General features: G+C 69.9%; 19 protein-coding genes. 6 read left to right on the top strand and 13 right to left on the bottom strand.

Annotation, left to right across the window (positions count from 1 at the left end):
• Positions 1 to 9 precede the first annotated feature (9 nt).
• From trxA to QSK32_RS44150, 7 genes are all read right to left on the bottom strand, one after another.
• Positions 10 to 333: a thioredoxin gene (trxA, locus tag QSK32_RS44180; protein ID WP_045746015.1), complete on the bottom strand. Its 324-nt coding sequence runs from the start codon at positions 331 to 333 to the stop codon at positions 10 to 12.
• Between the two features lie 21 nt (positions 334 to 354).
• Positions 355 to 1,314 (bottom strand): thioredoxin-disulfide reductase, encoded by a 960-nt coding sequence (gene trxB / locus QSK32_RS44175; RefSeq protein ID WP_045746014.1) that lies wholly within the window; start codon positions 1,312 to 1,314, stop codon positions 355 to 357.
• Positions 1,315 to 1,439: 125 nt separating this feature from the next.
• A complete protein-coding gene (locus tag QSK32_RS44170) occupies positions 1,440 to 2,309 on the bottom strand; it encodes an RsmA family anti-sigma factor (protein WP_045746013.1) in 870 nt (289 codons plus the stop codon).
• Positions 2,306 to 2,959 carry an RNA polymerase sigma factor SigM gene (gene sigM, locus QSK32_RS44165; protein ID WP_045746026.1) on the bottom strand — a complete coding sequence of 218 codons (654 nt, stop codon included), beginning with the start codon at positions 2,957 to 2,959 and terminating at the stop codon, positions 2,306 to 2,308. Before sigM ends, QSK32_RS44170 begins: the two co-directional genes overlap by 4 nt.
• 234 nt (positions 2,960 to 3,193) lie before the next feature.
• On the bottom strand, positions 3,194 to 4,738 hold the full coding sequence (locus QSK32_RS44160) for a protein kinase family protein (RefSeq protein WP_045746012.1): 1,545 nt from the start codon (positions 4,736 to 4,738) through the stop codon (positions 3,194 to 3,196).
• A gap of 215 nt (positions 4,739 to 4,953) precedes the next feature.
• A complete protein-coding gene (gene murJ / locus QSK32_RS44155; RefSeq protein ID WP_045746011.1) occupies positions 4,954 to 6,711 on the bottom strand; it encodes a murein biosynthesis integral membrane protein MurJ in 1,758 nt (585 codons plus the stop codon).
• Positions 6,712 to 6,761: 50 nt separating this feature from the next.
• Positions 6,762 to 7,646 carry a hypothetical protein gene (locus QSK32_RS44150; protein WP_045746010.1) on the bottom strand — a complete coding sequence of 295 codons (885 nt, stop codon included), beginning with the start codon at positions 7,644 to 7,646 and terminating at the stop codon, positions 6,762 to 6,764.
• 82 nt (positions 7,647 to 7,728) lie between these two features.
• Between QSK32_RS44150 and QSK32_RS44145 the strand changes: the two genes are divergently transcribed.
• A complete protein-coding gene (locus tag QSK32_RS44145) occupies positions 7,729 to 9,159 on the top strand; it encodes a CCA tRNA nucleotidyltransferase (protein ID WP_285475416.1) in 1,431 nt (476 codons plus the stop codon).
• Here the strand turns inward: QSK32_RS44145 and QSK32_RS44140 are convergent.
• Together QSK32_RS44140 and QSK32_RS44135 are read right to left on the bottom strand one after the other, a co-directional pair.
• On the bottom strand, positions 9,156 to 10,292 hold the full coding sequence (locus QSK32_RS44140; RefSeq protein ID WP_285475415.1) for a WD40 repeat domain-containing protein: 1,137 nt from the start codon (positions 10,290 to 10,292) through the stop codon (positions 9,156 to 9,158). The genes QSK32_RS44145 and QSK32_RS44140 overlap by 4 nt on opposite strands.
• Positions 10,289 to 10,834, bottom strand: a complete 546-nt coding sequence (locus QSK32_RS44135; RefSeq protein WP_425394678.1) for a SigE family RNA polymerase sigma factor — start codon at positions 10,832 to 10,834, stop codon at positions 10,289 to 10,291. The genes QSK32_RS44140 and QSK32_RS44135 overlap by 4 nt, the downstream gene beginning before the upstream one ends.
• Before the next feature lie 32 nt (positions 10,835 to 10,866).
• Between QSK32_RS44135 and QSK32_RS44130 the strand changes: the two genes are divergently transcribed.
• On the top strand, positions 10,867 to 11,328 hold the full coding sequence (locus QSK32_RS44130; RefSeq protein WP_285475414.1) for a methylated-DNA--[protein]-cysteine S-methyltransferase: 462 nt from the start codon (positions 10,867 to 10,869) through the stop codon (positions 11,326 to 11,328).
• Between the two features lie 133 nt (positions 11,329 to 11,461).
• Here the strand turns inward: QSK32_RS44130 and QSK32_RS44125 are convergent, their stop codons facing one another.
• Both QSK32_RS44125 and QSK32_RS44120 read right to left on the bottom strand, forming a co-directional pair.
• Entirely contained in the window at positions 11,462 to 12,541 is a 1,080-nt protein-coding gene (locus QSK32_RS44125) for an inositol-3-phosphate synthase (RefSeq protein WP_045746005.1), read from the bottom strand.
• A gap of 23 nt (positions 12,542 to 12,564) precedes the next feature.
• Entirely contained in the window at positions 12,565 to 13,224 is a 660-nt protein-coding gene (locus tag QSK32_RS44120; RefSeq protein WP_285475413.1) for a PadR family transcriptional regulator, read from the bottom strand.
• A gap of 159 nt (positions 13,225 to 13,383) precedes the next feature.
• Between QSK32_RS44120 and QSK32_RS44115 the strand changes: the two genes are divergently transcribed.
• The 3 genes from QSK32_RS44115 to QSK32_RS44105 all read left to right on the top strand — a co-directional run bounded on the left by QSK32_RS44115 (position 13,384) and on the right by QSK32_RS44105 (position 18,396).
• Positions 13,384 to 13,830 carry a DUF5318 domain-containing protein gene (locus QSK32_RS44115; RefSeq protein WP_045746003.1) on the top strand — a complete coding sequence of 149 codons (447 nt, stop codon included), beginning with the start codon at positions 13,384 to 13,386 and terminating at the stop codon, positions 13,828 to 13,830.
• A 190-nt stretch (positions 13,831 to 14,020) separates the two neighbouring features.
• Positions 14,021 to 16,744, top strand: a complete 2,724-nt coding sequence (locus QSK32_RS44110; RefSeq protein WP_045746002.1) for a transglycosylase domain-containing protein — start codon at positions 14,021 to 14,023, stop codon at positions 16,742 to 16,744.
• A gap of 122 nt (positions 16,745 to 16,866) precedes the next feature.
• Complete coding sequence (locus tag QSK32_RS44105) at positions 16,867 to 18,396, top strand: glycosyltransferase family 87 protein (protein ID WP_045746001.1); 1,530 nt, start codon at positions 16,867 to 16,869, stop codon at positions 18,394 to 18,396.
• 77 nt (positions 18,397 to 18,473) lie between these two features.
• On the opposite strand, the gene QSK32_RS44100 is transcribed toward QSK32_RS44105, so the two are convergent.
• Both QSK32_RS44100 and QSK32_RS44095 read right to left on the bottom strand, forming a co-directional pair.
• The gene (locus QSK32_RS44100; protein ID WP_285475412.1) at positions 18,474 to 20,630 is read right to left on the bottom strand and encodes a hypothetical protein; all 2,157 of its coding nucleotides are present in this window, start codon (positions 20,628 to 20,630) and stop codon (positions 18,474 to 18,476) included.
• 20 nt (positions 20,631 to 20,650) lie between these two features.
• A complete protein-coding gene (locus tag QSK32_RS44095) occupies positions 20,651 to 21,427 on the bottom strand; it encodes a deoxyribonuclease IV (RefSeq protein ID WP_045746000.1) in 777 nt (258 codons plus the stop codon).
• A gap of 126 nt (positions 21,428 to 21,553) precedes the next feature.
• Between QSK32_RS44095 and QSK32_RS44090 the strand changes: the two genes are divergently transcribed.
• Positions 21,554 to 22,510, top strand: a complete 957-nt coding sequence (locus tag QSK32_RS44090) for a hypothetical protein (RefSeq protein WP_285475411.1) — start codon at positions 21,554 to 21,556, stop codon at positions 22,508 to 22,510.
• The last annotated feature ends 98 nt before the right edge of the window (positions 22,511 to 22,608 follow it).

Genomic DNA, 22,608 nt, shown 5'->3' with positions numbered 1-22,608 from the left:
AAAGGGACGTCAGAGCGCGGACTCGATGAAGTTGACCAGGAAGCTCTTCGGCTTGGCGCCGGTGATCGAGTTGACCCGCTCGCCGCCCTTGAAGATCGTCAGGGTGGGGACCGACATGACCTGGTAGGCCAGGGTGGTCTGCGGGTTCTCGTCGATGTTGACCTTGACGATCTCCACCTTGTCGCCCAGCTCGGCGGCGATCTCGGCGAGCAGCGGGTCGACCTTCTTGCAAGGCACGCACCACTCGGCCCAGAAATCCACCAGCACCGTCTTGTCGGACTCCAGCACGTCGCTGGCGAAAGTGGCGTCGGTGACCACCTTGGTTGCTCCCACGAGGACCCTCCAGGTCTTTCTTTACAGCTCGACGAATGAAGCGATGAAGCGCTCGGCGTCCAGTGCCGCGGCGCAGCCGGTGCCGGACGCGGTGATGGCCTGCCGGTAGGTGTGGTCGACCAGGTCACCGGCGGCGAAGACACCGGAGACGTTGGTGCGGGTGCTGGGCGAGTCCACCTTCACGTAGCCCTCGTCGTCCAGTTCGACCTGGCCCTTGAAGAGCTCGCTGCGCGGGTCGTGGCCGATCGCCACGAAGACGCCGGTGACGTCCAGGACCTTGGTCTCACCGGTCAGCACGTTCTTCAGCCGGGCGCCGCCGACCTTGCCGTCCTCGCCGAGGATCTCCTCGACCGTGGAGTTCCACTCGACCTTGATCTTGTCGTTGTCCAGGGCGCGCTTCTGCATGACCTTGCTGGCCCGGAAGCTGTCCCGGCGGTGCACGATGGTCACCGTCTCGGCGAAGCGGGTCAGGAAGGTGGCCTCCTCCATCGCCGAGTCACCGCCGCCGACCACGACGATGTGCTGGTTCTTGAAGAAGAAACCGTCACAGGTCGCGCAGGACGAGACACCGCGGCCGAGTAGTTCCTGCTCGCCGGGCACGCCGATCGGACGCCACGCGGAACCGGTCGCCAGGATCACCGCGCGGGCGAAGAACTGCTGCTCGCCCACCCAGACCGTCTTGAGGCCCTCGGTGCCGGCCTCGGTCGGCTTGTCGGTCAGCTCGACCCGGGTGACGTCGTCGGTCAGGAACTCCGCCCCGAACTTCTCCGCCTGGGCGCGCATGTTGTCCATCAGCTCGGGACCCATGATCCCGTCGCGGTGACCGGGGAAGTTCTCCACCTCGGTGGTGGTCATCAGCGCACCACCGGACTGCACACCCTCGATCACGAGAGGCTTGAGGTTGGCCCGGGCCGCATACAGCGCAGCGGTGTAGCCGGACGGCCCCGAACCGATGATGATCAGATTGCGGACCTCGTCCACTGCCGACTCCTCAGTCTGTTTTCGCCGCCCCGAAACGTGGACGACACTGCACGCTAGAACGTCATGCTAGGCATTCACCATTCCCCCGGGTCCGGTTCGTGTCCGGCCTCACGTGGGGGTGCTGGTCAGCGTACCGGGAGTTGCTCCAGGGCGTCGGCGCCGCCATCGGGCGTGCCGCACCGGGGACCGACCGCCCACACCCAGGTGCCGTTCGCCGCGCTGAACCGGACGATCGTGGCGGGGGCGCCCTGGTAGCGCGCGTAGTCGACGGATTGCACGTCGAGCGGCGCACCGCCGTTCTCCCGCGCGATCGCGGCCAGGCAGTCGAGCAGCAGGGCCAGGTCGGTCGACGGCTCGTTCTGCGCACTGATGCGTGGTTGGTCGCTGGCGGTGGCGGCCGGGGCACCGAGCGCCGGGCTCTGGGTGAGGGTCTCGGCGGTGTAGTCGGTGCCGCTGCGCGCGATCCGCTCGGCCGGCGGTGCCGCGGCGAGTGCCGGGCCGGACTGGGCGTAGACCTCACCGGCGGCGCCGGCAGCCTCGGAATCAGCCGACCCGGAATCGGATGCGTCGTCCAGAGACACCCCGGGCAGCCAGCTCATCGCGGCACCGGCCAGGGCCAGCACACCGGCGGCCACCCCGAGGGGCGCGAGCCGGCGCGGACGGCGACGGCGCCGGTGTTCCTCAAGATCTAGAACCTTGGTGGGTACGCGGGAAGCCCCGTCCCCCAGGTCCTCCACGGGGGGTGCGGCGGGCGTGGCGAAGAGCGCGTCCAGCCGGGCGGCGACATCGCCGGGCATCGGCTCCGGATCCAGCCCACCCAGGGCGGCGCCGACCGCGGCCATCCCGGGCGCCAGCAGCTCGTGCGCCTCCCGCCACGCCGGGTCGCCGGCGACCAGCGCGGCCACCCGGTCCTCGTCCGGGGTGCCGTCCAGGGCGCCACCGACGTAGTCGGCGAGCAGGTCGAAGTCGACCCCCTCGAACTCGGCGCCGGTCACTGGTCCCTCCGATCACGTCCGGTCGGCAGCGGTGTCACCGACGCCGACCTGGATGGGACGGTCCCGCCGCCCGTACGGTTCCCCCGCGCCGGCGTGTCCTCGGCCACCCCGCCGTCCCGGGGCTTCCCGCGCAGGTAGCCCAGCGACTGCGCCATCCGGGCCCGGCCCCGCGCACACCGGCTCTTCACGGTGCCCTCGGCGACCTCGAGGATCACGGCAGCCTCGGCGACCGAGTAGCCCTGCACGTCCACCAGCACGATCGCGGCCCGCTGGTCGGACGGCAGCGCGGCCAGGGCCTCCCGCACCACCAGGACGGTGTCCTGGTCGGGCGCGGGCGCCACCGGCTCGCGGCCGGACGGCCGGTCGTCGTCACGATGCTCCCCGGGCAGCGGGACGGTCGGGTGCGCCTGCCGTTTGCGGACCCGGTCCAGGCAGGCGTTGACCACGATCCGGTGCAGCCAGGTCGTCACGGCCGCATCGCCGCGGAACCTGCCGGCGTTGCGATGTGCGTTCAGCAGGGCGTCCTGGACCGCGTCGGCGGCCTCCTCACGGTCGCCGAGCGTCCGGACGGCGACGGCCCACAGCCGGTCGCGGTGCCGGCGGACCAGCTCGCCGAACGCCTGCGGATCACCCGCCACGTGGGCGTGCATCAGCGCGGCGTCGCTCGGCGCGGACCCGTCCGCGCCGGGAGGCCCGGCTGACCCGTCCCGGGAATTCACCCCAGCAATGTATGCCACGAACCGGCTCCCGTCGTCACCACGGTCGTGCACACCGTGACCGATGAACCAGGCGGGGGAAGGTGCCACCGACGAGGTCCGAACCCCGGGCATGTCGAAGGGCCGGCCTCCCCTGGAGGAGACCGGCCCTTCGACGTGGACCGTGGATCAGTAGCCGTAGAGCTCGATCTCGGTGACCGTGGTGCGGTAGCCCTGGCCGGTGTCGTTCTTCGGCAGCTCGGTCAGGAAGACCAGAACGTACTGGTATTTCTGGTCCGGTTCGAAGCCGGAGAACGCCCAGTTGTTGCCGGTGCGCTCGGCGTCGCCGTCACCCAGCTTCTTGTAGTCCTTGACGACCTTGTCGTCGCCGCTGGACGTGTCGCCCGGGTCGGTGGTGCCGGTGCGGACGTCCATGACGGCACCCGGGTTGGAGGTCGAGACACGGACCTCGGAGAGGGCACGGGCCTCACCCAGGTTGATCAGGACACCCATGCCCGGCTTCAGGTTGCCGAACTTGGGGCTGTTGTACCAGGAGAGTTCCCACGCGGTGTTCTTGTCACCGTCGACGACGTATTTCGCCTTGCCGGTGTCGTCCCGCGTGCCGTCGGGCGGGTCGACGATGCGGACCATGTCGGCGGTGAGCTTGAGCTTGGTCGGCTCGGCCACCGGGGCGGGGGCGCCGGACGGATCGGCGCCTTCGCCGGCGCCGGCCTCGACCGGGGCGGTGGCCTGGGTGTCGGGGGAACTCGTCGAGTTGCTGATCGCCCGGATGCCGAAGACCAGGCCGATGATCGCGATGATCACCAGGGCGCCGACGCCGAGCAGGATCTTCGGAGCGCTCTTCGCCGAGTCGCCGGAGCCGCCGCCACCCTGCACGAAGCGCAGCGGGCCGACGTCCTCGAACTCCTCGTCCTCCGACGCGGCGTCCAGACGGCCCAGCTCGGCGGTGAGAGCGTCGGCGGCCGGGGCGGCCACCCGCGGGTCCAGCAGGTCCATCGTCAGATCGTCGAGGTACGCCGGGATGCCGGCCCGGATCTGCCGCGGGGCGGCCGGGTTGCCGGCGCTGTCCCGGTTGGCGTCCTGCAGCGCCTTGTTGCCGATCTCGGCGTGCGGCCAGTGGCCGGTGAGCGCGAAGTAGAGGATGCCGCCGACGGAACGGATGTCCGACTCGGTGGTGTCCGTGCCGTCGGAGCGGGCGTCCGCCAGGACCACCCGGCCGTCGTCGGCGATCAGCACGCTGCCGGGGTGCACGTTGCCGTGCACCATGCCGGTGGCGTGCACCGAGGTCAGCGCGTCGGCGACGGCGTGCGCGATGGCGACGGCGCGGGACGGGTCCAACGGGCCCTGGGCGCCGACCATGTCACGCAGCGACTCGCCGTCGACCCACTCACGGACCACGTAGGCCCGGGAGTCCTCGTCGATCGCGTCGTAGACACCGACCAGATTGGGGTGGATCACACGGCTCGCGGCGACCGCTGCCTGCAACATCTCGGCTGCGGACGAACCGCCCGGGTATCGCAGCACGACGGCGACCGCCCGCCGGAGGACCACATCGACACCGCGCCAGACCTGACGGCCCGCACTGTCGTCGTTGACGTGGTCTTCCAGCTGGTAACGCTCGGCCAGAATCTCACCGACGGTGGGCGCACCGAAGGTCAAGACCGGTCCGCCCTCGTCGGCCGCGGTCTCGTGGCCTTCGCCGACCTGGGTCACCAGTCCTCCCTCAGGGGTGCATGCTGGCTTGTCGAATAATGGGGGTGCTCAGGACGACGTGCTCCCGCGCACATGCCGACACCGACCATACCCGTACCAGGCCATGGTCCGGCAGGTCGTCCCCCCGGCGCGGCACCGGGGAAAAGGCGTGCGAAGCGGGCAGATCGCGCCCGAGTTGCCAGGGAAACGCCTGATCAGGGGCGCCCTGAAGTGGATCAGCGCCCGAGTTTGCGGCGCACCGTTCCGATCACTTGACTAATCTCCCGGACGCGCAGGATCAGGGCCGCCACGAGATAGGCGATCAGGATCACGGCGCCGCCGGCGAACAGCTGGATCAACGCCTCGATCCGGCCGTCCGGAGCCCCGGAACCGGGCAGGAACCGGACCACCAGCAGACCCAGAGCCGCCGCGATGCCGGCCGCGACCGCCACCTTGATCAGCGACACGGCGACCGCGCCCAGATCGAGACGTCCGATCCGGCGGCGCAGCACGGCGAGCGAGATCACCGCGGAGACGAGGTAGGACAGCGCGTTGGCCGCGGTCATGCCGGCCGCCAGGAGCGCGTCACCGACCAGTTCGGCGACCACGAAGTAGGCGACGATCCGGGCGATCACCACCGGAATGTTGATCAGCGCGACGGTCTTGTTGCCCTGCAGCGCGTAGAACGCATAGGTACAGAGGTAACTGATGGACAGCGGCAGCACGGCGAACGCGGCCAGGCTCAGCACGGTGCCGGTGGCCAGCGCCGCCTCGTGCGAGTAGTTGCCACCCTCGAACAGGGTGACCGCGATCGGCTTGCCGAGCACGCCGTAGACGACGGCGACCGGGGCCAGCGCGGCGGACACCAGGGTGATGCCGCGGGTCAGGTCGGCGCTGACGTCGGCGTACCGGCCCTCGGCGGCGGCGGCGCTCATCTGCGGCAGCAGCGCGGTCATCACCGAGACCCCCACGATGCCGTGCGCCATCATGGTGAGCAGGAAGACGTTGTTGTAGGCGAGGACGCTGGCGCTGTCCTTGCCGGCCACCTCGCTGAGCACCCGGACCACGGCGAAGACCGAGACCTGGTTGGCCGCGACGTACAGCAGCATCCAGCCGGCCAGGCTGCCGATCTCGCGCAGGCCGAGCGAGCGCGGCGCCCAGCGGAACCCCCACCGGAAGCCGACCTTGCGCAGCGCCGGGAGCAGGCCCAGGGTCTGCACCACGATGCCGAGGAAGGTGGCGCCGCCGATCAGCGCGATCTGGCCACCGGTGACGTTCTCCGCGGTGAGTTTCGTGTCGGTGCCGAAGACCACCAGGAAGACGCCGCAGGCGGCGATCAGCACGATGTTGTTGAGGATGGGCGCCCACATCGGCGCGGCGAAGTGCCCGTGCACGTTGAGCACCGCGCCGATCAGCGCGGACAGGCCGGTGAAGAAGATGATCGGCAGGATCAGGTAGGCGAACTGGGTGACCAGGTCGCGGTAGGCCTCGGGAGCCGTGCCGGCCGTCTGGATCGCGGTGACCAGCGGAGCGGCCGCCACCACCAGCGCGGTCGCCACGCCCAGCGCCACCATGGCGAAGGTGAGCAGCGTCTGGATGAACGCCTGCCCGCCGTCCGCGTCGGCCTTGCGCCGGCGCACCAGCAGCGGGATCAGGACGCTGGACAGGATGCCGCCGAGCAGCAGCTCGTAGATCTGGCCGGGCAGGAACTGCGCACTGGTGTACGCGTCACCGACCGCCGAGCCGAGCGCCATGCCGATCATCGCGTTCCGGACGAAGCCGATGACCCGGCTGACCATGCTGCCGATCGCCATGATGATGCTCTGGCCGGCGGTGCTCTTGCTGGGCTCCTCGGCCGGGATCTCCTCCGGCGGCAGGGCCTGGTCGCCACCCGCGGGCAGGTCGGCGTCGACCGAGATGATCGTGACGCCGGTCTGGTCCGGCGGTGTGTCGTCCGGTGTCGCATGCGTGCTGCGGTATAGACCGCTGTTCACCCGAGCCTCCCGAGCGGTGCCGATGTAGGAGTCACCATAAGGGCCTCTCGTTACACGTGGTGACGCAGGAGGGTTCCGGGCTCGGCCCCGGCCAGGGTCTCCACCATCCAGCATGCCTCCAGTGGAACAAGGGGCTCGCTGAGAGCGTCCAGCACCGTCGGGTGATCGCACCCCGCCTCGGTGAGCGCCCCGAGCAGGTCCGGTACCGCATCCAGGTGACCCGATTCCGCCATTCGACGGGCCAGGGGCCGCGTCTGCGCGTACCACTCCTGATGGGGGATGTGAAGCAGGCGCCGATGCGCTCGCCGGACCAGGTCGGAGAGGTCCTCCAGCGGGAAGCGCTTGTCGGCCCGGACCTGACCACCCACCGTGACCGGAGCGCTCAGCTCCGCGATGGTCGCCTCGTCGAGCACCTGCGGGGAGGGCGCGTCCGGTGCCGGCCACCAGTGGTCGGCGGTGAAGATCGGCAGGGGGTCCTGCTCGGGGCCGCTCGGCGCGGGCGGGGGCACCGGGCGGCGCAGCGAGCGGTACGCCGCCTCCCGCATCGCCGAGACGGTGGCGACGTCGTCCTCGGCGGCGGCCGCGGCGAACGGCGACAGCAGCGCCACCACCAGCCCCGGGTGCGGCAGCGTCGGATCGTCCAGGGCGATCACCCGCGCGCAGGTCTCGAGCTCCCACCAGTGCAGCGACGCCGGGTACGGCCCGCCGGGCGGCGCCCAGCCCAGCTGCACCGGCTCGCTGGAAGCCGGCCGGCGCAGTCCGAGCGCCTGCTCGCCGGTCGCAAGGTCCACGTCCAGGGCCAGGCTGTAGCCGTCCAGGACGGGGAACGAGACGCGAAGGTCGCGGGGGAGGTCGTCGGTGTCACTGGCGCCGAGCCCACCCGTCCAGAAGGCGGGGTTCAGGCTCAGGCGTCGCAGCGCCTCGGAAACGGGCACAGGCTCATCCTGCCCGGTAAGGGTGGAGAACGCCCACCCGCCACCCGCGGACCGAGCCCGCGCCCGATAACCTGGTAGTCCCATGTCTGTCTTGAATGCGGTTCAGCAGAAAGCGGTAGCCGAGTTGCTCCGCGTGTCCCCCCTCGCCGACGAGCTGGGGCAGCGGTTCGCCGCGGCCGGCCACGAACTGCACCTGGTCGGTGGCTCGGTGCGTGACGCCCTGCTCGGCAGACTCGGCGACGACCTGGACTTCTGCACCGACGCCCGGCCGGAGCAGACTCTCGACGCGGTCCGGGGCTGGGCCGACGCGATCTGGGAGACCGGCCGCGAGTTCGGCACGATCGGCATCCAGAAGAACGGTCTGCGGATCGAGATCACCACCTTCCGGGCGGAGGCCTACGACGGGGTGACCCGCAACCCGGTGGTCTCCTACGGGACGTCGCTGCTGGACGACCTCGAACGCCGGGACTTCACCATCAACGCGATGGCCGTGTCGGTGCCGGGCCACGAGTTCACCGACCCGTTCGGCGGCGTACAGGACCTGACCGCCCGGCTGATCCGGACGCCGGCCGCCCCGGAGATCTCCTTCGGCGATGATCCACTCCGGATGCTGCGGGCCGCCCGGTTCGCCGCGAAACTCGGGTTCACCGTGGCCGAGCCGGTCGTCACCGCGATGCGGGAGATGTGCGCCGACCTGGACCGGATCACCGCGGAGCGGATCCGGGACGAGTTCACCAAGCTGATGTCCGGCGCCGACCCCATTGCCGGCCTGCGCCTGCTCGTCGACACCGGCCTCGCCGACCGCTTCCTGCCGGAGATCTCCGGGCTCAAGCTGGAGATCGACGAGCACGCGCAGCACAAGGACGTCTACGAGCACACCCTGATCGTGGTGCAGAACGCGATGCGCCTGGAGGGTGACGGCGGCCCCGACTTCATCCTGCGGATGGCCTCGCTGATGCACGACATCGGCAAACCGGCCACCAAGGCCGTCGGCCGCGACGGGCGGGTCAGCTTCCACCACCACGAGGTGGTCGGCGCGCGGCTCACCAAGCAGCGGATGAAGGCCCTCAAGTACCCCAAGGACGTGATCTCCGAGGTGGTCGGGCTGGTCGCCCTCCACCTGCGTTTCTACGGGTACGGGCGCGGCGAGTGGACCGACTCCGCGGTGCGGCGGTACGTGACCGACGCCGGCCCGCTGCTCGCCCGCCTGCACAAGCTGACCCGTTCCGACGTCACCACGCGCAACCGCCGCAAGGCCGCGCAGCTGGCCGCGGACTACGACGCGCTGGAGGACCGGATCGCCCGGATCGAGGCCGAGGAGGACCTGGCCAAGGTCCGCCCCGACCTGGACGGCAACGCGATCATGGAACTGCTCGGTGTCCCGCCGGGCCCGGTCGTCGGCCAGGCGTGGCGTTTCCTCAAGGAGCTCCGTCTCGACCGGGGCCCGCTGGACCGGGACGAGGCCGAGGCGGAGCTCTTCAAGTGGGCCCGCGAGCAGGGCCACATCTCCTAGGACGGGGCCACGGTCAGTTCGGTCCCGTCGAATTCGCGCGGCATCGACGCCTCCTCCAGCAGGTTCCCGGAGGCGTCGTAGAGGCCGGCCACCGTGTCGTCGAAGGTCAGGATCCGGCCGTCCGGCAGGAAGACGCCCTCCGCGCCGACCAGCAGCGGGGACCCGGTCCGCCCGGTGGCGACGTCGACCACGACCAGGGACCGCCGCCGATGGTCGCCCCGGTCCAATGTGATCACCGACTTCCCGTCCGGCGACCACGCGCCCGGCCCGGCGGGCACGCCCGTCATCGGGATGGCCCGCAGCCGCTTGCCGGTGTCGGCGGAGTACACCACCGCCGACTCGATGGGGTCGAGTTTCGCCTCGTCGTGCGGCACGTCGGAGTCCTTGCGCGGCACCGCCACCTCCCGGCCGTTCGGCAGCCAGGTGAAGAAGCAGACGTCCGGGCAGCCCGGAACGATGTCGGCATCGGCGAACTCGCGGACCTCATCCGTCGCCACGGTGTAGACCGCGAAACCCTCCGCGGTGGGCACCAGGAGCCGGGACCCGTCCGGCGACCACTGCGGGCCGGAGTAGGCCGTGAAGGAGCCACGCGTGTCGATGCGGGCCTTGCGGTTACCGGACGCGTCCACGACGTCGACCCGGCCGCTGAGCCCCATCACCGCGAACGTCCGGCCGTCCGGTGCGGGCACCAGGTCCGGGTCGGTGACGTCCAGCTGGCGGTACGTTCCGGTGGTCCGGTCCAGTGCCACGTATCCGGGGTCCCCCGGCGCGATGGTGCCGTCGGCCTCCTGTACCTCCACCTGTTTGGTCAGCATGGTGACCACCGCGCCGCCGGGCAGCTGATAAGGGGTGTCACCGCTGAAGTCGGGCAGCGCCCCCGCACTCGCCGACGGGACCGGGGACACCGCGGGGGCCGGATCCACCACCGGGGCGGGCGGGTCCCGGCGCAGCAGGGCGTACGGCATGGCGGTGGCGGCCACCAGGACCACGGCGAGCGCGCCCAGGGCCGCGTGGCGGTGACGCCGGATCCGGCGACCCCGCGTGCGGGCCACCGCGGCCAGGTCGTGGGCCGGTGGAGCCTCGTCGGCGAGATCCCGGACCGTGGTGCGCACGGCGTTCTCCAGCTCGCTCATCGGGCTCCTCCCAGCTCGGTGATCCGGTCACCGGCCGACACACGCAACTTGGCCAGGGCCCGGGACGCCTGGCTCGCCACCGTTCCGGGACGGCAGCCGAGCGCCTCGGCGGTCTCCTCCACCGAGCGGTCCTCCAGGTACCGCATCACCAGCACCGCCCGCTGCCGGGCGGGCAGGGCGAGCAGTGCCTCCCGCAGGGCCAGCCGTTCGGTGACGTCCTCGTCGTGGGCGCCCGGCCCGGCCCGGTCCGGCACCTCGGCCACCGACACCTCCCGTCGCCGGCCGGGACGCCGCCAGAGCGAGGCGCGATCGTTGTAGAGGATCCGTCGTACGTACGCCTCCGCATCGCTGTGGATGCGGGGCCATCGGGCGTACGCCTTGGCCAGTGCGCCCTGCACCAGATCCTCGGCCGCGCCACGGTCCCCCGTCAGCGCGTACGCGATCCGGAGCAGCGCCTGCCCCCGGTCCGCGACGAACACGGTGAACTCGTCCTCGAGTGACTGCTTCACGGTCACCTCCACCGGGCCAGACGCCGCATCCATCGGAAAGCTTGCATCCGGGGGAGAATCGTTGTGTGACAACCTTCGTGGTCGCCTCACCGATCGGGCCGCTGGGGGTCGCCGTGCAGGGCGACGTCGTGGTGGGCGTGCGGTTCGGGGCGAAATCGGGACCGGTGGCCGAGCATGCGGCGGCCGCGCAGCTGGAGTCCTACTTCGCCGGTGAGCTCACCGAGTTCAGCGTGCCGTGGAAGCTGCTGGGCGGGTCGGAGTTCGAACGGGCGGTCTGGGAACAGATCGCCGGTATTCCGTACGGGGAGATGGTCACGTACGGGGCGATCGCGACGGCACTGGGCGACCCGGGGGCGGCGCGGGCCGTGGGGACGGCGTGCAACCGCAATCCGATCCCGGTGATCGTGCCGTGCCACCGGGTGGTGGGCGCCGGCAACAAGATGGTCGGGTTCGGTGGCGGGCTCGACCGCAAGCGGCGGCTGCTCGAACTGGAGGCGCGGGTCGCCCTGACCCGGCTCTGGGGCTGATGCGACGTTCGCCGATGAACCGGGGACGGTGCTCCGGCCGTACCCCCGCAGGGTTGTGTCGGTGAGGTGAGGCCGGCCCACAACCGTGGGCCGGCCTCACCGCGTGGCTGGCGCCGCGCTCAGATCACGCTGGTCAGCGCTCGATGTCGCCGCGGATGAACGCCTCGACGGACTCGTGCGCGTCGTGGTCGTTGTACTGCACCGGCGGGGACTTCATGAAGTACGACGAGGCGGAGAGGATCGGGCCGCCGATGCCGCGGTCCTTGGCGATCTTCGCGGCGCGCAGGGCGTCGATGATCACGCCGGCCGAGTTCGGCGAGTCCCACACCTCGAGCTTGAGCTCGGCGTTGAGCGGGGTGTCACCGAACGAGCGACCCTCGAGACGGATGTAGGCCCACTTGCGGTCGTCGAGCCACGGCACGTGGTCCGACGGGCCGATGTGCACGTCGCTCTTGATCATCTCGTGCGGGATCTGGCTGGTCACGGCCTGGGTCTTCGAGATCTTCTTGGAGACCAGGCGGTTGCGCTCCAGCATGTTCATGAAGTCCATGTTGCCGCCGAAGTTCAGCTGGTACGTGCGCAGCAGCTCGACTCCGCGGTCCTCGAACAGCTTGGCGAGCGCGCGGTGCACGATCGTCGCACCGACCTGGCTCTTGATGTCGTCGCCGACGATCGGCAGCCCGGCGTCGGTGAACTTCTGCGCCCAGACCGGGTCGGAGGCGATGAACACCGGCAGGGCGTTGACGAACGCGCAACCGGCGTCGATCGCGGCCTGCGCGTAGAACTTGTCGGCCTCGTCCGAGCCCACCGGCAGATAGGAGACGACGACGTCGACCTCGGCGTCACGCAGTGCCTGCGCCACGTCGACCGCCTCGACCGGCGACTCCTCGATGATCTCGCGGTAGTAGGTGCCGAGACCGTCGAAGGTCGGGCCGCGCTGCACGGTGACGCCGGTCGGCGGCACGTCGGTCAGCTTGATCGTGTTGTTCTCGCTGGCGACGATCGCCTCGCTGAGGTCCATGCCGACCTTCTTGGCGTCCACATCGAACGCCGCGACGAACGTCACGTCCGAGACGTGGTAGTCGCCGAAGGTCACGTGCATGAGACCGGGGACGCGGTCAGCGGGGTCGGCGTCCCGGTAGTACTCCACACCCTGCACGAGGGACGAGGCGCAGTTACCCACCCCGACGATGGCGACGCGGACGGAGCCCATCGCGTTTGCCTCCTTGTTGTTCATCACGGCCGGTCCTGGTGCGGACGCGGTGTTTCTGGCGGAGCCGTCCCGGCCGGCGGTGTGTCGCCGGTGGGCGCGGGGCTGGGCGCGGCGGTGAGCCCGGCACGATTGCGGAAAGCGGGGGCGCGGCCGGACCGCTCGTTGGTGATCAGCTCTTCCAACCAGCGGACCTCGCGCTCGCAGGCCTCGAGCCCGTGGCGCTGCAGCTCGAGGGTGTAGGCGTCGAGACGGTCGCCGACCCGGGTCAGGATCTCGCGCAGGCTCTCCCGGCGCTCCTCGATCCGGCGGCGGCGGCCCTCCAGGATGCGCAGGCGGGTGGCGCGGTCGGTGCGGGAGAAGAAGGTGAAGTGCACCCCGAAACCGGCGTCGTCGTAGGTCTCCGGGCCGGTCTGAGTGAGGAGCTCGGCGAACCGCTCCTTGCCCTCAGCGGTGATCTTGTAGACGACACGGCCGCGCTTGCTGGTCATCGGGGGGACGGCGTCGTTGCTCGCCGCGGCCTCGCTGATCCAGCCGGCGAGCTTCAACCGCTTCAAAGTCGGGTACAAGGTCCCGTAGCTGATCGCGGCCCGGAGCGTGCCGAGCTTGGTGGCCAGCTCCTTGCGCAGCTCGTAACCGTGCATCGGGGCCTCCTGCAGGAGACCGAGAATCGCCAGATCAAGCATCTCGACCCTCCTTCAGAACGTCACGATGTATCGGCTCGATACATCGTCACGGTAGGCCGGGCCCCGAACCTGCGCAACCCGAACACCGGTTCGCAGTCGCCACGCCACTCTGCGTGATGACAGTCGCCGCTGCTGCGGGGACCGCGTACTCTTCTCGCCATGCGCACGCAGCGGCAGGTCGTCGACTACTCGCTACAGAGGCGAGCAGTCCTGCGTGACGTGCGAAATGGTCGGATCGGCGCGCTCGAAGTCTGCGATGCGTCGCCGTACTTGAGAAACGCGGCCACATACCACGGTGAGCCCACCGACGAACGGTGCCCGATCTGCCGTCGCGACAATCTGACACTGGTGCACTACGTCTATGGAGACGAGCTCAAGCAGTCCGCCGGGCAGGCCCGGAAACTCGCTGAGCTGCCCGTGTTGGCGATGACGCTGCGTGAGTTCCAGGTCTTCGTGGTGGAGGTGTGCCGCTCCTGCGCGTGGAACCAGTTGATCGAGAGATACGTGCTCGGTCGTGACGGGCAGGCCACTGACGAGTTACTCCTCGCGTCGTCGGAGACTTTGTGGACGGCGGCGGCGTCCCATGGCGGAGAGGCTCGCCGATGAACCGGTTCGATCTCGCTAACGTGTACTGGTTCAGGGCCGACCCGGGCACCCCCCGCCGGGTTCGGTCATTGATGACATTCGACAAGCCGGCTGCCGGGGATGCAGCCGAAAACGCCCGCTCGTGGCGCTTCGCCAGGGTGACCCCGCCAGGTCGTCCGGCTGCGCCCCCGCGACCGGTAGGTGTGAAGGAATGAACGCGTACGGCGATCCGCAGAACGCACGAGCCCGGGCCAGAGTGCCCGGGCCGTCCGCTGCTTCCACGCCTGACGACGCGCCCGACCCGAACGAGGGCCGATCCGGTCCGGACGCCTATCGGCGTCCGTCCGGGGCGGCGCAGGTCGGCGGGCAGTCAGGGCGCGCCTCGGTCGGTGGCTCCGCCGCCGTCCCAGGCCGGGCCTCGGTGGGCGGCTCCGCCGCCGTGCCGGGGCGGGCCTCGGTCGGTGGTTCGGCCTCCGTCGGCAGCGCCTCGCCAGGCCGGGCCTCGGTCGGTGGCGCCGCCGCCGTCCCGGGCCGTGCTTCAGTCGGGGCGGCCTCGGTCGGCAGTGCCGCGCCGGGCCGCGCCTCGGTCGGGGCGGCCTCGGTGGGTGCTGTCCGGGGCGGTGCCTCGGTGCCGCCGTCCTCCGGCGTCCCCGACGTGCTGGGCAGTGGTGGCAAGGGCCGCAAGGGCCCCCGGAGCAAGGCTGACAAGAAATACCGCCGGGCGAACATCCTGACTGCCGCGGCAGCGGTGCTCGTCATCATGCTCGGCGTCGGCATCGTCGGTGGCACGTACTTCTTCGATGATGTCGATCTTCCGGCCGCTCAGGCCGAAGACCAGATGAACATCATCTACGACACCAAGGGCAACGTCCTCGCGAAAGAGGGCGAGCCCCGCATCAACGTGCCTTACCAGCAGATCAGCGAGGTAATGCAGCACGCGGTTGCCGCCGCCGAGGACAAGAACTTCTACCAGCACGAGGGCATTGACATGAAAGGCATTGCCCGTGCCGCGTGGAACAACTTCACCAACGGCGACCGGCAGGGCGCCTCGACGATCACCCAGCAGTACGCGCGCCACGTCGCCGTCCTGAAGGACATCAGCTACAGCCGCAAGCTGCGCGAGGCCGTGATCGCCCGCAAGCTGGAGTCCAAGTACGACAAGCCCCAGATCATGGGCATGTACCTGAACTACATCGACCTCGGCGAGGGCCGGTACGGCGTCGAGGCGGCCGCCAACGGCTACTTCGGCAAGTCGGTCGTGACCGGCTCGAAGAACGAGATCAGCGTGTACGAGGCCGCGGTGATCGCTTCGATCATCAAGCAGCCGTATGCCTCCGCGACGCACAAGGGCTACAACCCGCGGGAGAACCCCACCGACGCGTTGTCGCGGTGGGAGTACACGCTGAAGAACATGCTCGAGATGGGTTGGATGACCCAGGAGCAGTACGACAAGCGGGCGTACCCGGAGCTCAAGGCGGTCAGCTCGAAGTGCAAGACCTGCGCCGACGGCAAGCCGGTCGGCATGGTCATGCGCCACGTGCAGTACGAGCTGACTCAGCTCGGCATCTCCGCGGACGACCTGAAAAAGGGTGGTTACTCGATCACCACCACGATCAACAAGAAGGTCCAGGACGCGGCGGTCGCGGCCGGCTCCCGCAAGAGCAAGACCTCGCCGCTGAACGGCCGGCCGAAGACCTACCAGTCCGCGGTGATCGGCATCGACCCGGAGACCGGGCGGGTGCTCGGTTACTACGGCGGTGACGACCCCAACGGCACCGACTACGCCGGTTACATGGCGGGTGACGGCAGCGGAGTCGTCGACTACGGCGGCCAGTCGCCGGGCTCGACCTTCAAGCTCTACACGCTGGCCGCGGGTCTGAAGGAGGACATCTCCTTCAAGACGACCTGGGACGGCACGCAGAAGCGCGCCAACGGCACCAAGATCAGCAACGCCGGCGCCGAGGACTCCGCGCTCTGTGACGGCAAGATCGAGTATTGCGACCTCGAGACCGCGACGATCCGTTCGTACAACTTCCCGTTCTACTGGATCGCCAACAACATCGGCCGCGACAAGGTCATCGCCGCGGCCCGTGACGCCGGCATCCGCTACATGTGGACCGACAAGGGCGAGCAGGTCGACCTGACCAAGACCAACGCCTCCAAGTGGAAGAGCTCCGGCTACTTCGACAACGAGGTCGCCTTCGGTCAGTACCGCGTGGTTCCGCTGGAGCACGCGCAGGGCGTCGCCACCATCATGAACAGCGGTGTCCGGCACGACGCGCACTTCATCCGCAAGATCGAGCGGCGCGACCCGGAGACCGGCGAGATGAAGATCATCCCCAGCGAGAACCTCAAGGGGAAGCAGGTCTTCGACGCGAGCCAGATGTCCAACCTGCTGGGCGTCATGCAGAAGATCCCCGGCAAGTCGGACCACACCCTCAGCAACGGACGGGAGTCGGCCGCCAAGTCCGGCACCTGGGAGTTCAAGAAGGGCAACGGCGACACCTGGTACGTCGGCGGCATCCCGCAGCTCGCGGTGACCGTCTGGGTCGGCGGCGCCGGCAACAAGGTGGAACTCACCGCGGCCAACGGCAGCTCCAAGAAGATGTTCGGCTCCGGAACACCCGCCGACATCTGGGAGGAGTTCATCAAGACCGTGACCGAGGAGCTCAAGTGGGACAAGGAGTCCTTCCCTGAGCGCATCGAGACCGGCAACGACAACAGCGAGTACGCGAACGGCCAGGAGCCGCCGCCGGTTCAGCAGGAACCGGTCCAGGACCCGAACCAGAACGCCATCTGCCAGAAGTTCCCGACGCTCTGCCAGGACAACACCGGCAACAACGGCGGGAACACCGACAACGGTGGCAACACCGACAACGGTGGCAACAACGACGACAGCGATGACGATGACGACGGAGGCCCCGGCGGCCGTTGACGAACCGCACCGCTGAGAACGGCGCCCACCATCCGGTGGGCGCCGTTCCGTTTTTCATCCCCGGTGTGGCACGCCGCGACCCGGCAACGCCACAGGCGTCCCATGCGGCATGATGCCAAGACATGAGCGAGCAACCGTCCAGTGAGCGGCCTGACGTCTCGAGCGCTACCTCGGACGGTTTCGTGCGGGGACTCTCCCAGTTCATCGGCGGTCCACTCGGCTCACACGCGGTGCATCCCGACACCCGGCCCGGCCGGTTCTGGACCGCCCCGCGGATCGTGATGGCACTGGCCTGCCTGATCCTCGCGTTCTCCTGGGTCCAGAAGTCGCCCTGCATGGACGGCAACTGGCAGAAGAACGTGCAGTACACCCGCTACTGCTACACCGACGTGCTGGCGCTCTACTACGCCGAGGGCATCAACGAGGGCAAGGTCCCCTACGTCGACCACCCGGTGGAATACCCGGTCGTCACCGGCTACTTCATGGGCGCGCTCGGCCTGCCCGTCCACTGGTACGGCGAACAGCACCCGGAGATCAACCAGGGCAGCTGGTTCTACAACATCAACGCGCTGATCCTGTCGATCCTCGCCGTCGCCACCGTCGCGATCGTCCTGGCACTGCGCCGGCGACGGCCCTGGGACGCGGCGATCCTGGCGCTCTCCCCGATCGTCCTGGTCACCGCCACCATCAACTGGGACTACCTGGCGATCGGGCTGGCCGCCATCGGGCTGGCACTCTGGGTCAAGAAGAAGCCGGTCTGGGCGGGCGTCCTCCTCGGACTGGGCGCGGCGGCGAAACTCTGGCCGTTGTTCCTGCTCGGACCGATCCTGATCCTCGCGTTCCGCACCGGACGCCTGCGACCGTTCTGGAGTTCGTTCATCGCCACCGCCGTCACCTGGGCGGCGGTCAACTTCCCGGTCTGGTTCTGGTACCACGAGAGCTGGCTGCGGTTCTTCCGGCTCAACTCGGAACGACCCGTCGACTGGGGCACCTTCTGGTACATCGGCCGGTACCTCGACGGCAAGTGGAAGAGCGGCGTCGAGGGCGACATGGGGCCGTTCCAGTGGCTCAGCAACCACATCCCGACGCTCAACATCCTGTCGTACGCGCTCTTCGGCCTCTGCTGCCTCGCGATCCTGCTGCTCGGGCTGCTCGCCCCGCGCCGCCCGCGACTGTCCCAGCTGGCGTTCCTGGTGGTGGCGGCGTTCCTGCTGTTCAGCAAGGTCTGGTCCCAGCAGTACGTGCTCTGGCTCATCCCGCTGATCGCGCTGGCCCGCCCCAAGTGGGGTGCGGTGATCGCCTGGTCGATCGCGGAGGTGGGCTACCTCGCCGCGTTCTACGCCGAACTGATCGGGGCCGGCGGCAAGTCGGTCATCCCGGAGGGCACCTTCGTGCTCGCCTCCACCCTGCGGTGGATCACGGTGGCGGTGCTGGTCGGCGCGGTGGTCCGGGAGATCTGGCGGCCGGAACTGGACGTGGTCCGGCAGAGCTACGACGGGGTGGACCCGGAGGCGGGGCCGCTGGACGGGCCGGAAGCGCCGTGGATCACCACCTTGCGCAAGCGGTTCGGGATGGGGCCGTCGGAGGAGGCGCCGATCGACGCGTTCCGGCCGCCGGCGCCACCGTCTCAGCCGGCCGTGCTGACGAGCTGACCGCTTTCACGGCAGACGACAGCAGGCGCGGCCCGTCGTGGCCGCGCCTGCTGTCGTCGGTGAGGACCCGCTCAGGATCAACCGAGGCGGAAGACCACGGTGTTCTCGTCGAGGTCCTCACGACTGATGCCCAGGGCGTCCACCGGCACGATGCCGGACCGCTCCCACGACGTGCCCACGCTCTCCGCCCGCAGCAGGACCACCACCGTGACGTGGACCGACCGCAGGTACTCGACGCTCGCCGCATCCGGGAACGACGCCACCCGGCTCCGCAGCTCACTCTGCCGGGCCGCGGCGAACGCGCCACCCCCGTTGGCCAGCGACTGGAAACGGGTCGTCGACCAGAGCTGCACGGTCTGATCGGTCAGGTCACCGGTCGGTAGCACCAGCAGCTGGCCGGTGACCGTGCGCATCGCCTGCGGCTGCTCCGGGACGACCGGATGCGCCGTGGCGTTCCAGCCCTCCAACGTCACCAGCAACAGCGGCGTCACCATGGCCAGCCGCAACCACGGGCCGGGCCACGGGGGGAACCGCTGCGCGGCGAGATGCCGGGCCCGGCGGACGAACTCGTCGACGGCTCCGGCGGCCAGGATCGCCAGCAGCAGCGTCACCCACAGCATCAACCGGCCCGGGATCCGCAGGTCGAACGAGGCCGGGTAGTGCCCGAACAACGGCAGGTACGTCCAGCGGCCCCCGAAGAACGTGGTGCCCAGGGTGAGCACGGTCGCCCCGGCCAGTGCCACGAGCAGCAGCAGCCGGTGCCGGAACCGCCAGATCGACAGGAACAGGCCGGCGATGGCGAGCGCGTACAGGACGAAGCCGGGGAGCAGGGACATCTCGGCGGCCCAGCCGAGCGAGGCGCGGGGAGTCTCGTGCGCGGCTCCCCAGACCCGCGACTCGGCCGGCCCGATCAGCAGGCTCCGCAGCGGCGGTGAGAAGAACCCGATCTCCTGGGTCTTGGTGTCGCTGTCCGGCACCAGTACGTACGGCACGGCCAGCACCAGGCCGACACCGGCGAAGATCGAGGCGCCGAGGAAGTCGGTGGTCAGCAGGTGGAAGCCGATCCACGGTTTCGGCTTACGCCGGCGCAGCCGCTGGATCAGGTAGAACACGCCGGTGAGGGGCAGCACCAGCACGAACAGGCCCAGGACGTAGCCGAACGGGACGCCGAGCGAGAAGCCCATGCCCAACTGCCAGGTCGCCACGGCCCAGCCGGCCACCGTCCAGTTGTTGCTGCGGCGGGCCGGACGGTAGCCGTACCGCAGGGACCAGCCGTGACCGCGGGCCAGCATCGCCAGGGCGAGCGGGATGCCGCCGGCCGAGACGATGTCGAGGTGCCCCTCCTGGGCCAGCCGCCATGGCGCGTACGCGAAGGCGACGGCCGCCACCGAGGCGCCGATCGGCCGGGCGCCGAGCTGGCGGACCAGGGCGTAGGCGCCGATGACCAGCAGGGCGTGCGCGGCGACGAAGAGCAGGTTGTAGCGCACGACGGCGGCGGTCGGCCCGCTGCCGATCATGGCGAACAGGGCGTACCCGAGAAGGCTGTCACCGGACGCGAAGCTGTGTGACAGCGGGAAGTAGGCGTTCGAATGCCAGAGGCGGACCGGGTCGGTGGCCAGGATGTGGCCGGCCCAGGAGAGCAGCCACGCCTGGCGGGACGGGTCGCCGAGGTCCTGCGGGAGGGTATAGGCCGGGTAGCGCAGGGTCGGCCAGGTCATCGCGACGGCCAGCAGAACGGCGGCGTAGGTGACCAGGGCGTACTCGTGGACCGCTCGGCGCCGGGCGAACCTCAGGCCGCGGCGGATGAGGCCGGGGGGTTTCTCCGGGATGGCGGTGAACGCGCTCCACGGGTCCGGTGGGGCGCCGGGGGGCCGTTCGTCGGGTGACGCCTTGCGCTGTTGCGGGATGCCCTTCTTGCCCGGCGAATCCGACCTGTCGGAAATCTCGCCACCGGGCGTGTCTTTTGAAACGTTCGTGCCCTTTGAAGCGGGCGTGCCTTTTGCCTCGGGCTCGGCTGGCGTGTCCTTGGAAGGCGCGTCTTTGGAAGGCGTGTCCTTGGAGGGCGCGTCTTCGGAAGGCGCGTCTTCGGAAGGCGCGGTTTCGGAGGGTGTGGCTTGGGGAGGCGCGGCACGACGGGACAGCAGGCCGGTCAGCAGACCGAACCGCCGCCGTGCCGGCCGGGCGGACTCCGCGGCGACCACCACGGGTGCGGTTTTCTGCGGCTCCTCGGACATGACCCTCCCGTGCCGGTGCGTCAGCTGCCCGCCCGCTCCCGCAGAAGGGCGATGTCGGCGGCCTGCGCCTCGGCGCCGCCCGGGGTCTCCACAATGGCCGGTGCCCCGGAGGCGCGAATCACCGCAACCACCAAATCGGGGTCGATCTTCCCATTTCCGAGGTTGTCGTGTCGGTCCTGGCCCGAGTCGAAGGCGCCCTTGGAGTCGTTGGCGTGGATCAGGTCGATCCGGCCGGTGATCGCCTTCACCCGGTCGACGATGCCGGTCAGATCCTCGCCACCGGCGAACGCATGGCAGGTGTCCAGGCAGAATCCGGCCCCGAACTCACCGACGGCCTCCCAGAGCCGGGCCAGGTCGTCGAAGCGCCGTGCGCAGGCGTTGTCGCCCCCGGCAGTGTTCTCGATCAGAACGGGAAGAGGCAGGCCACCGTCCTTCTCCGCATACTCGAAAGCCTTCTTCCAATTGGCGAAGCCGGAGGCGAGCTCGGCGCCGGAACCGACGTGGCCGCCGTGCACGATCAGACCTTTCGCACCGATCTCGGCGGCCGCCCGGGCGTGTTGCATCAACAGTTTGCGACTGGGGATGCGAACCCGGTTGTTCGGCGAGGCGACGTTGATGATGTAGGGCGCGTGAACGTAGATGTCCACCTCGGAGACGCGCAGCGCCTCGGCGTCCTCGCGTGGTTTGGGCGCGTTGTATTTCTGCGGGTCGGTGAGGAAGAACTGCACGGCGTCGGCGCCGCGTGCGGCGGCCTCGGCCAGCGGTTCGGCGGGATCGACATGGGCTCCGATGCGCATGGGACGAGCCTACGACGAGGGTGTGACGCTCCGCCCGCGCGTCACCGGCCTCCGCCGCCCCTCGTTAGCTGCATTGATCACTTTTGACGGATGCCGGCCCGCCGGCGGTCGAATAGGGGATGGTGCATGTCACGGCAGGCTCGATACCGAGTGGCGGCGCTGGCGCTGAGTGGGTTGATCTTCGGCGCCCCGCTGCTCACCAACGGGACGGCGAGCGCCGAGCAGCTCGATCCCAGCGAGCGGCGGGTGAACTTCGCCGGCTCCGGCGTGCTCGGCCTGTCGTGCGCCTCCAAGCCCGACGTCGAGTCGATCACCGTGCCGGCGCGGTCCGTGGTGCATCTGGTCAACCGGACCGGCCACGACGCCGAGCTCAAGATCGGCGGGGTGCCGCACGGCACCGTTCCGGACGACGGCGCGGCCGAGGTGCTCTTCCGGCGCGGCACCACCTCGGTGTTGCTGACCCCGGACTGCGGTACCGGCGACACCGCGGTTCCGGTGATGGTCAAGACCGAGCCGTCCGCCGCGGCCGCCGATCCGGCCCCGGCGCCGACCGGTGGTGCGGCTCCGGGAGCGGCCAAGACGTCCGGTTCGGGGACCGCCGCCGGAGCCGCGAACGCGCATCGGACCGCCGCGCCCGTCTCCAAGCTCGCCGCGCGTGATCAGGCACGACAGCATGCCGAGGCGCGTCCGGCCACCACGGTGGGCGACGCGGCCTCGGCGTCCCGGTCACTGCCGCAGGGCGTCACCGGCACCGTCTCCCCCGACAGGATCCTCGGGGGTACGACCGGAGTCGGCGTCCCCGTGACCGCCGGTGCGCTGCCGAGTGACGTGGCTCCGACGGCCTCCGAGGCGGCGGGGATGCTGCCGGTGCCGCCGGCCGCGGACGGTTCGCCGCTGCTGCCGGGTACGACGGCGTCCGCTCCGGCCGAGGTCACCGAGCCGATGGCGGCGGTCGGGCCGATCCGGGAGGGCCGGTCGTTCGGGCTGCTCGGACTGACCGCGCTGGTCTGCGTCCTCGGCGTCGCAACTGCCGCGATTCGGGCAATCGTGTCGCAACGTGCATCTCACGCAAATATGTCGTAAGCTCTTACTCGAAGCTCCGCGGGGCGGACGCGTCCAACCTCATCGGTGTGGTCGTTCCTCCCCAGGTCCCACCCAACGAATCGGACCGGACGCCCCGC

Source organism: Actinoplanes sp. NBRC 101535, assembly GCF_030269225.1.
GTDB classification, from domain to species: Bacteria; Actinomycetota; Actinomycetes; order Mycobacteriales; family Micromonosporaceae; genus Actinoplanes; species Actinoplanes rectilineatus.
Note: the sequence above shows the minus strand (reverse complement) of the source record. Positions and strands in the feature narration are given on the sequence as shown.

Excerpts from the sequence above, each read along its gene's own strand:
- sigM (WP_045746026.1), bottom strand. The coding sequence starts at position 2,959 with ATGCACGCCCACGTGGCGGGTGATCCGCAGGCGTTCGGCGAGCTGGTC.
- QSK32_RS44145 (WP_285475416.1), top strand. The coding sequence starts at position 7,729 with ATGTCTGTCTTGAATGCGGTTCAGCAGAAAGCGGTAGCCGAGTTGCTC.
- QSK32_RS44140 (WP_285475415.1), bottom strand. The coding sequence starts at position 10,292 with ATGAGCGAGCTGGAGAACGCCGTGCGCACCACGGTCCGGGATCTCGCC.
- QSK32_RS44135 (WP_425394678.1), bottom strand. The coding sequence starts at position 10,834 with ATGGATGCGGCGTCTGGCCCGGTGGAGGTGACCGTGAAGCAGTCACTC.
- QSK32_RS44125 (WP_045746005.1), bottom strand. The coding sequence starts at position 12,541 with ATGGGCTCCGTCCGCGTCGCCATCGTCGGGGTGGGTAACTGCGCCTCG.
- QSK32_RS44120 (WP_285475413.1), bottom strand. The coding sequence starts at position 13,224 with ATGCTTGATCTGGCGATTCTCGGTCTCCTGCAGGAGGCCCCGATGCAC.
- QSK32_RS44115 (WP_045746003.1), top strand. The coding sequence starts at position 13,384 with ATGCGCACGCAGCGGCAGGTCGTCGACTACTCGCTACAGAGGCGAGCA.
- QSK32_RS44110 (WP_045746002.1), top strand. The coding sequence starts at position 14,021 with ATGAACGCGTACGGCGATCCGCAGAACGCACGAGCCCGGGCCAGAGTG.
- QSK32_RS44105 (WP_045746001.1), top strand. The coding sequence starts at position 16,867 with ATGAGCGAGCAACCGTCCAGTGAGCGGCCTGACGTCTCGAGCGCTACC.
- QSK32_RS44100 (WP_285475412.1), bottom strand. The coding sequence starts at position 20,630 with ATGTCCGAGGAGCCGCAGAAAACCGCACCCGTGGTGGTCGCCGCGGAG.
- QSK32_RS44095 (WP_045746000.1), bottom strand. The coding sequence starts at position 21,427 with ATGCGCATCGGAGCCCATGTCGATCCCGCCGAACCGCTGGCCGAGGCC.
- QSK32_RS44090 (WP_285475411.1), top strand. The coding sequence starts at position 21,554 with ATGTCACGGCAGGCTCGATACCGAGTGGCGGCGCTGGCGCTGAGTGGG.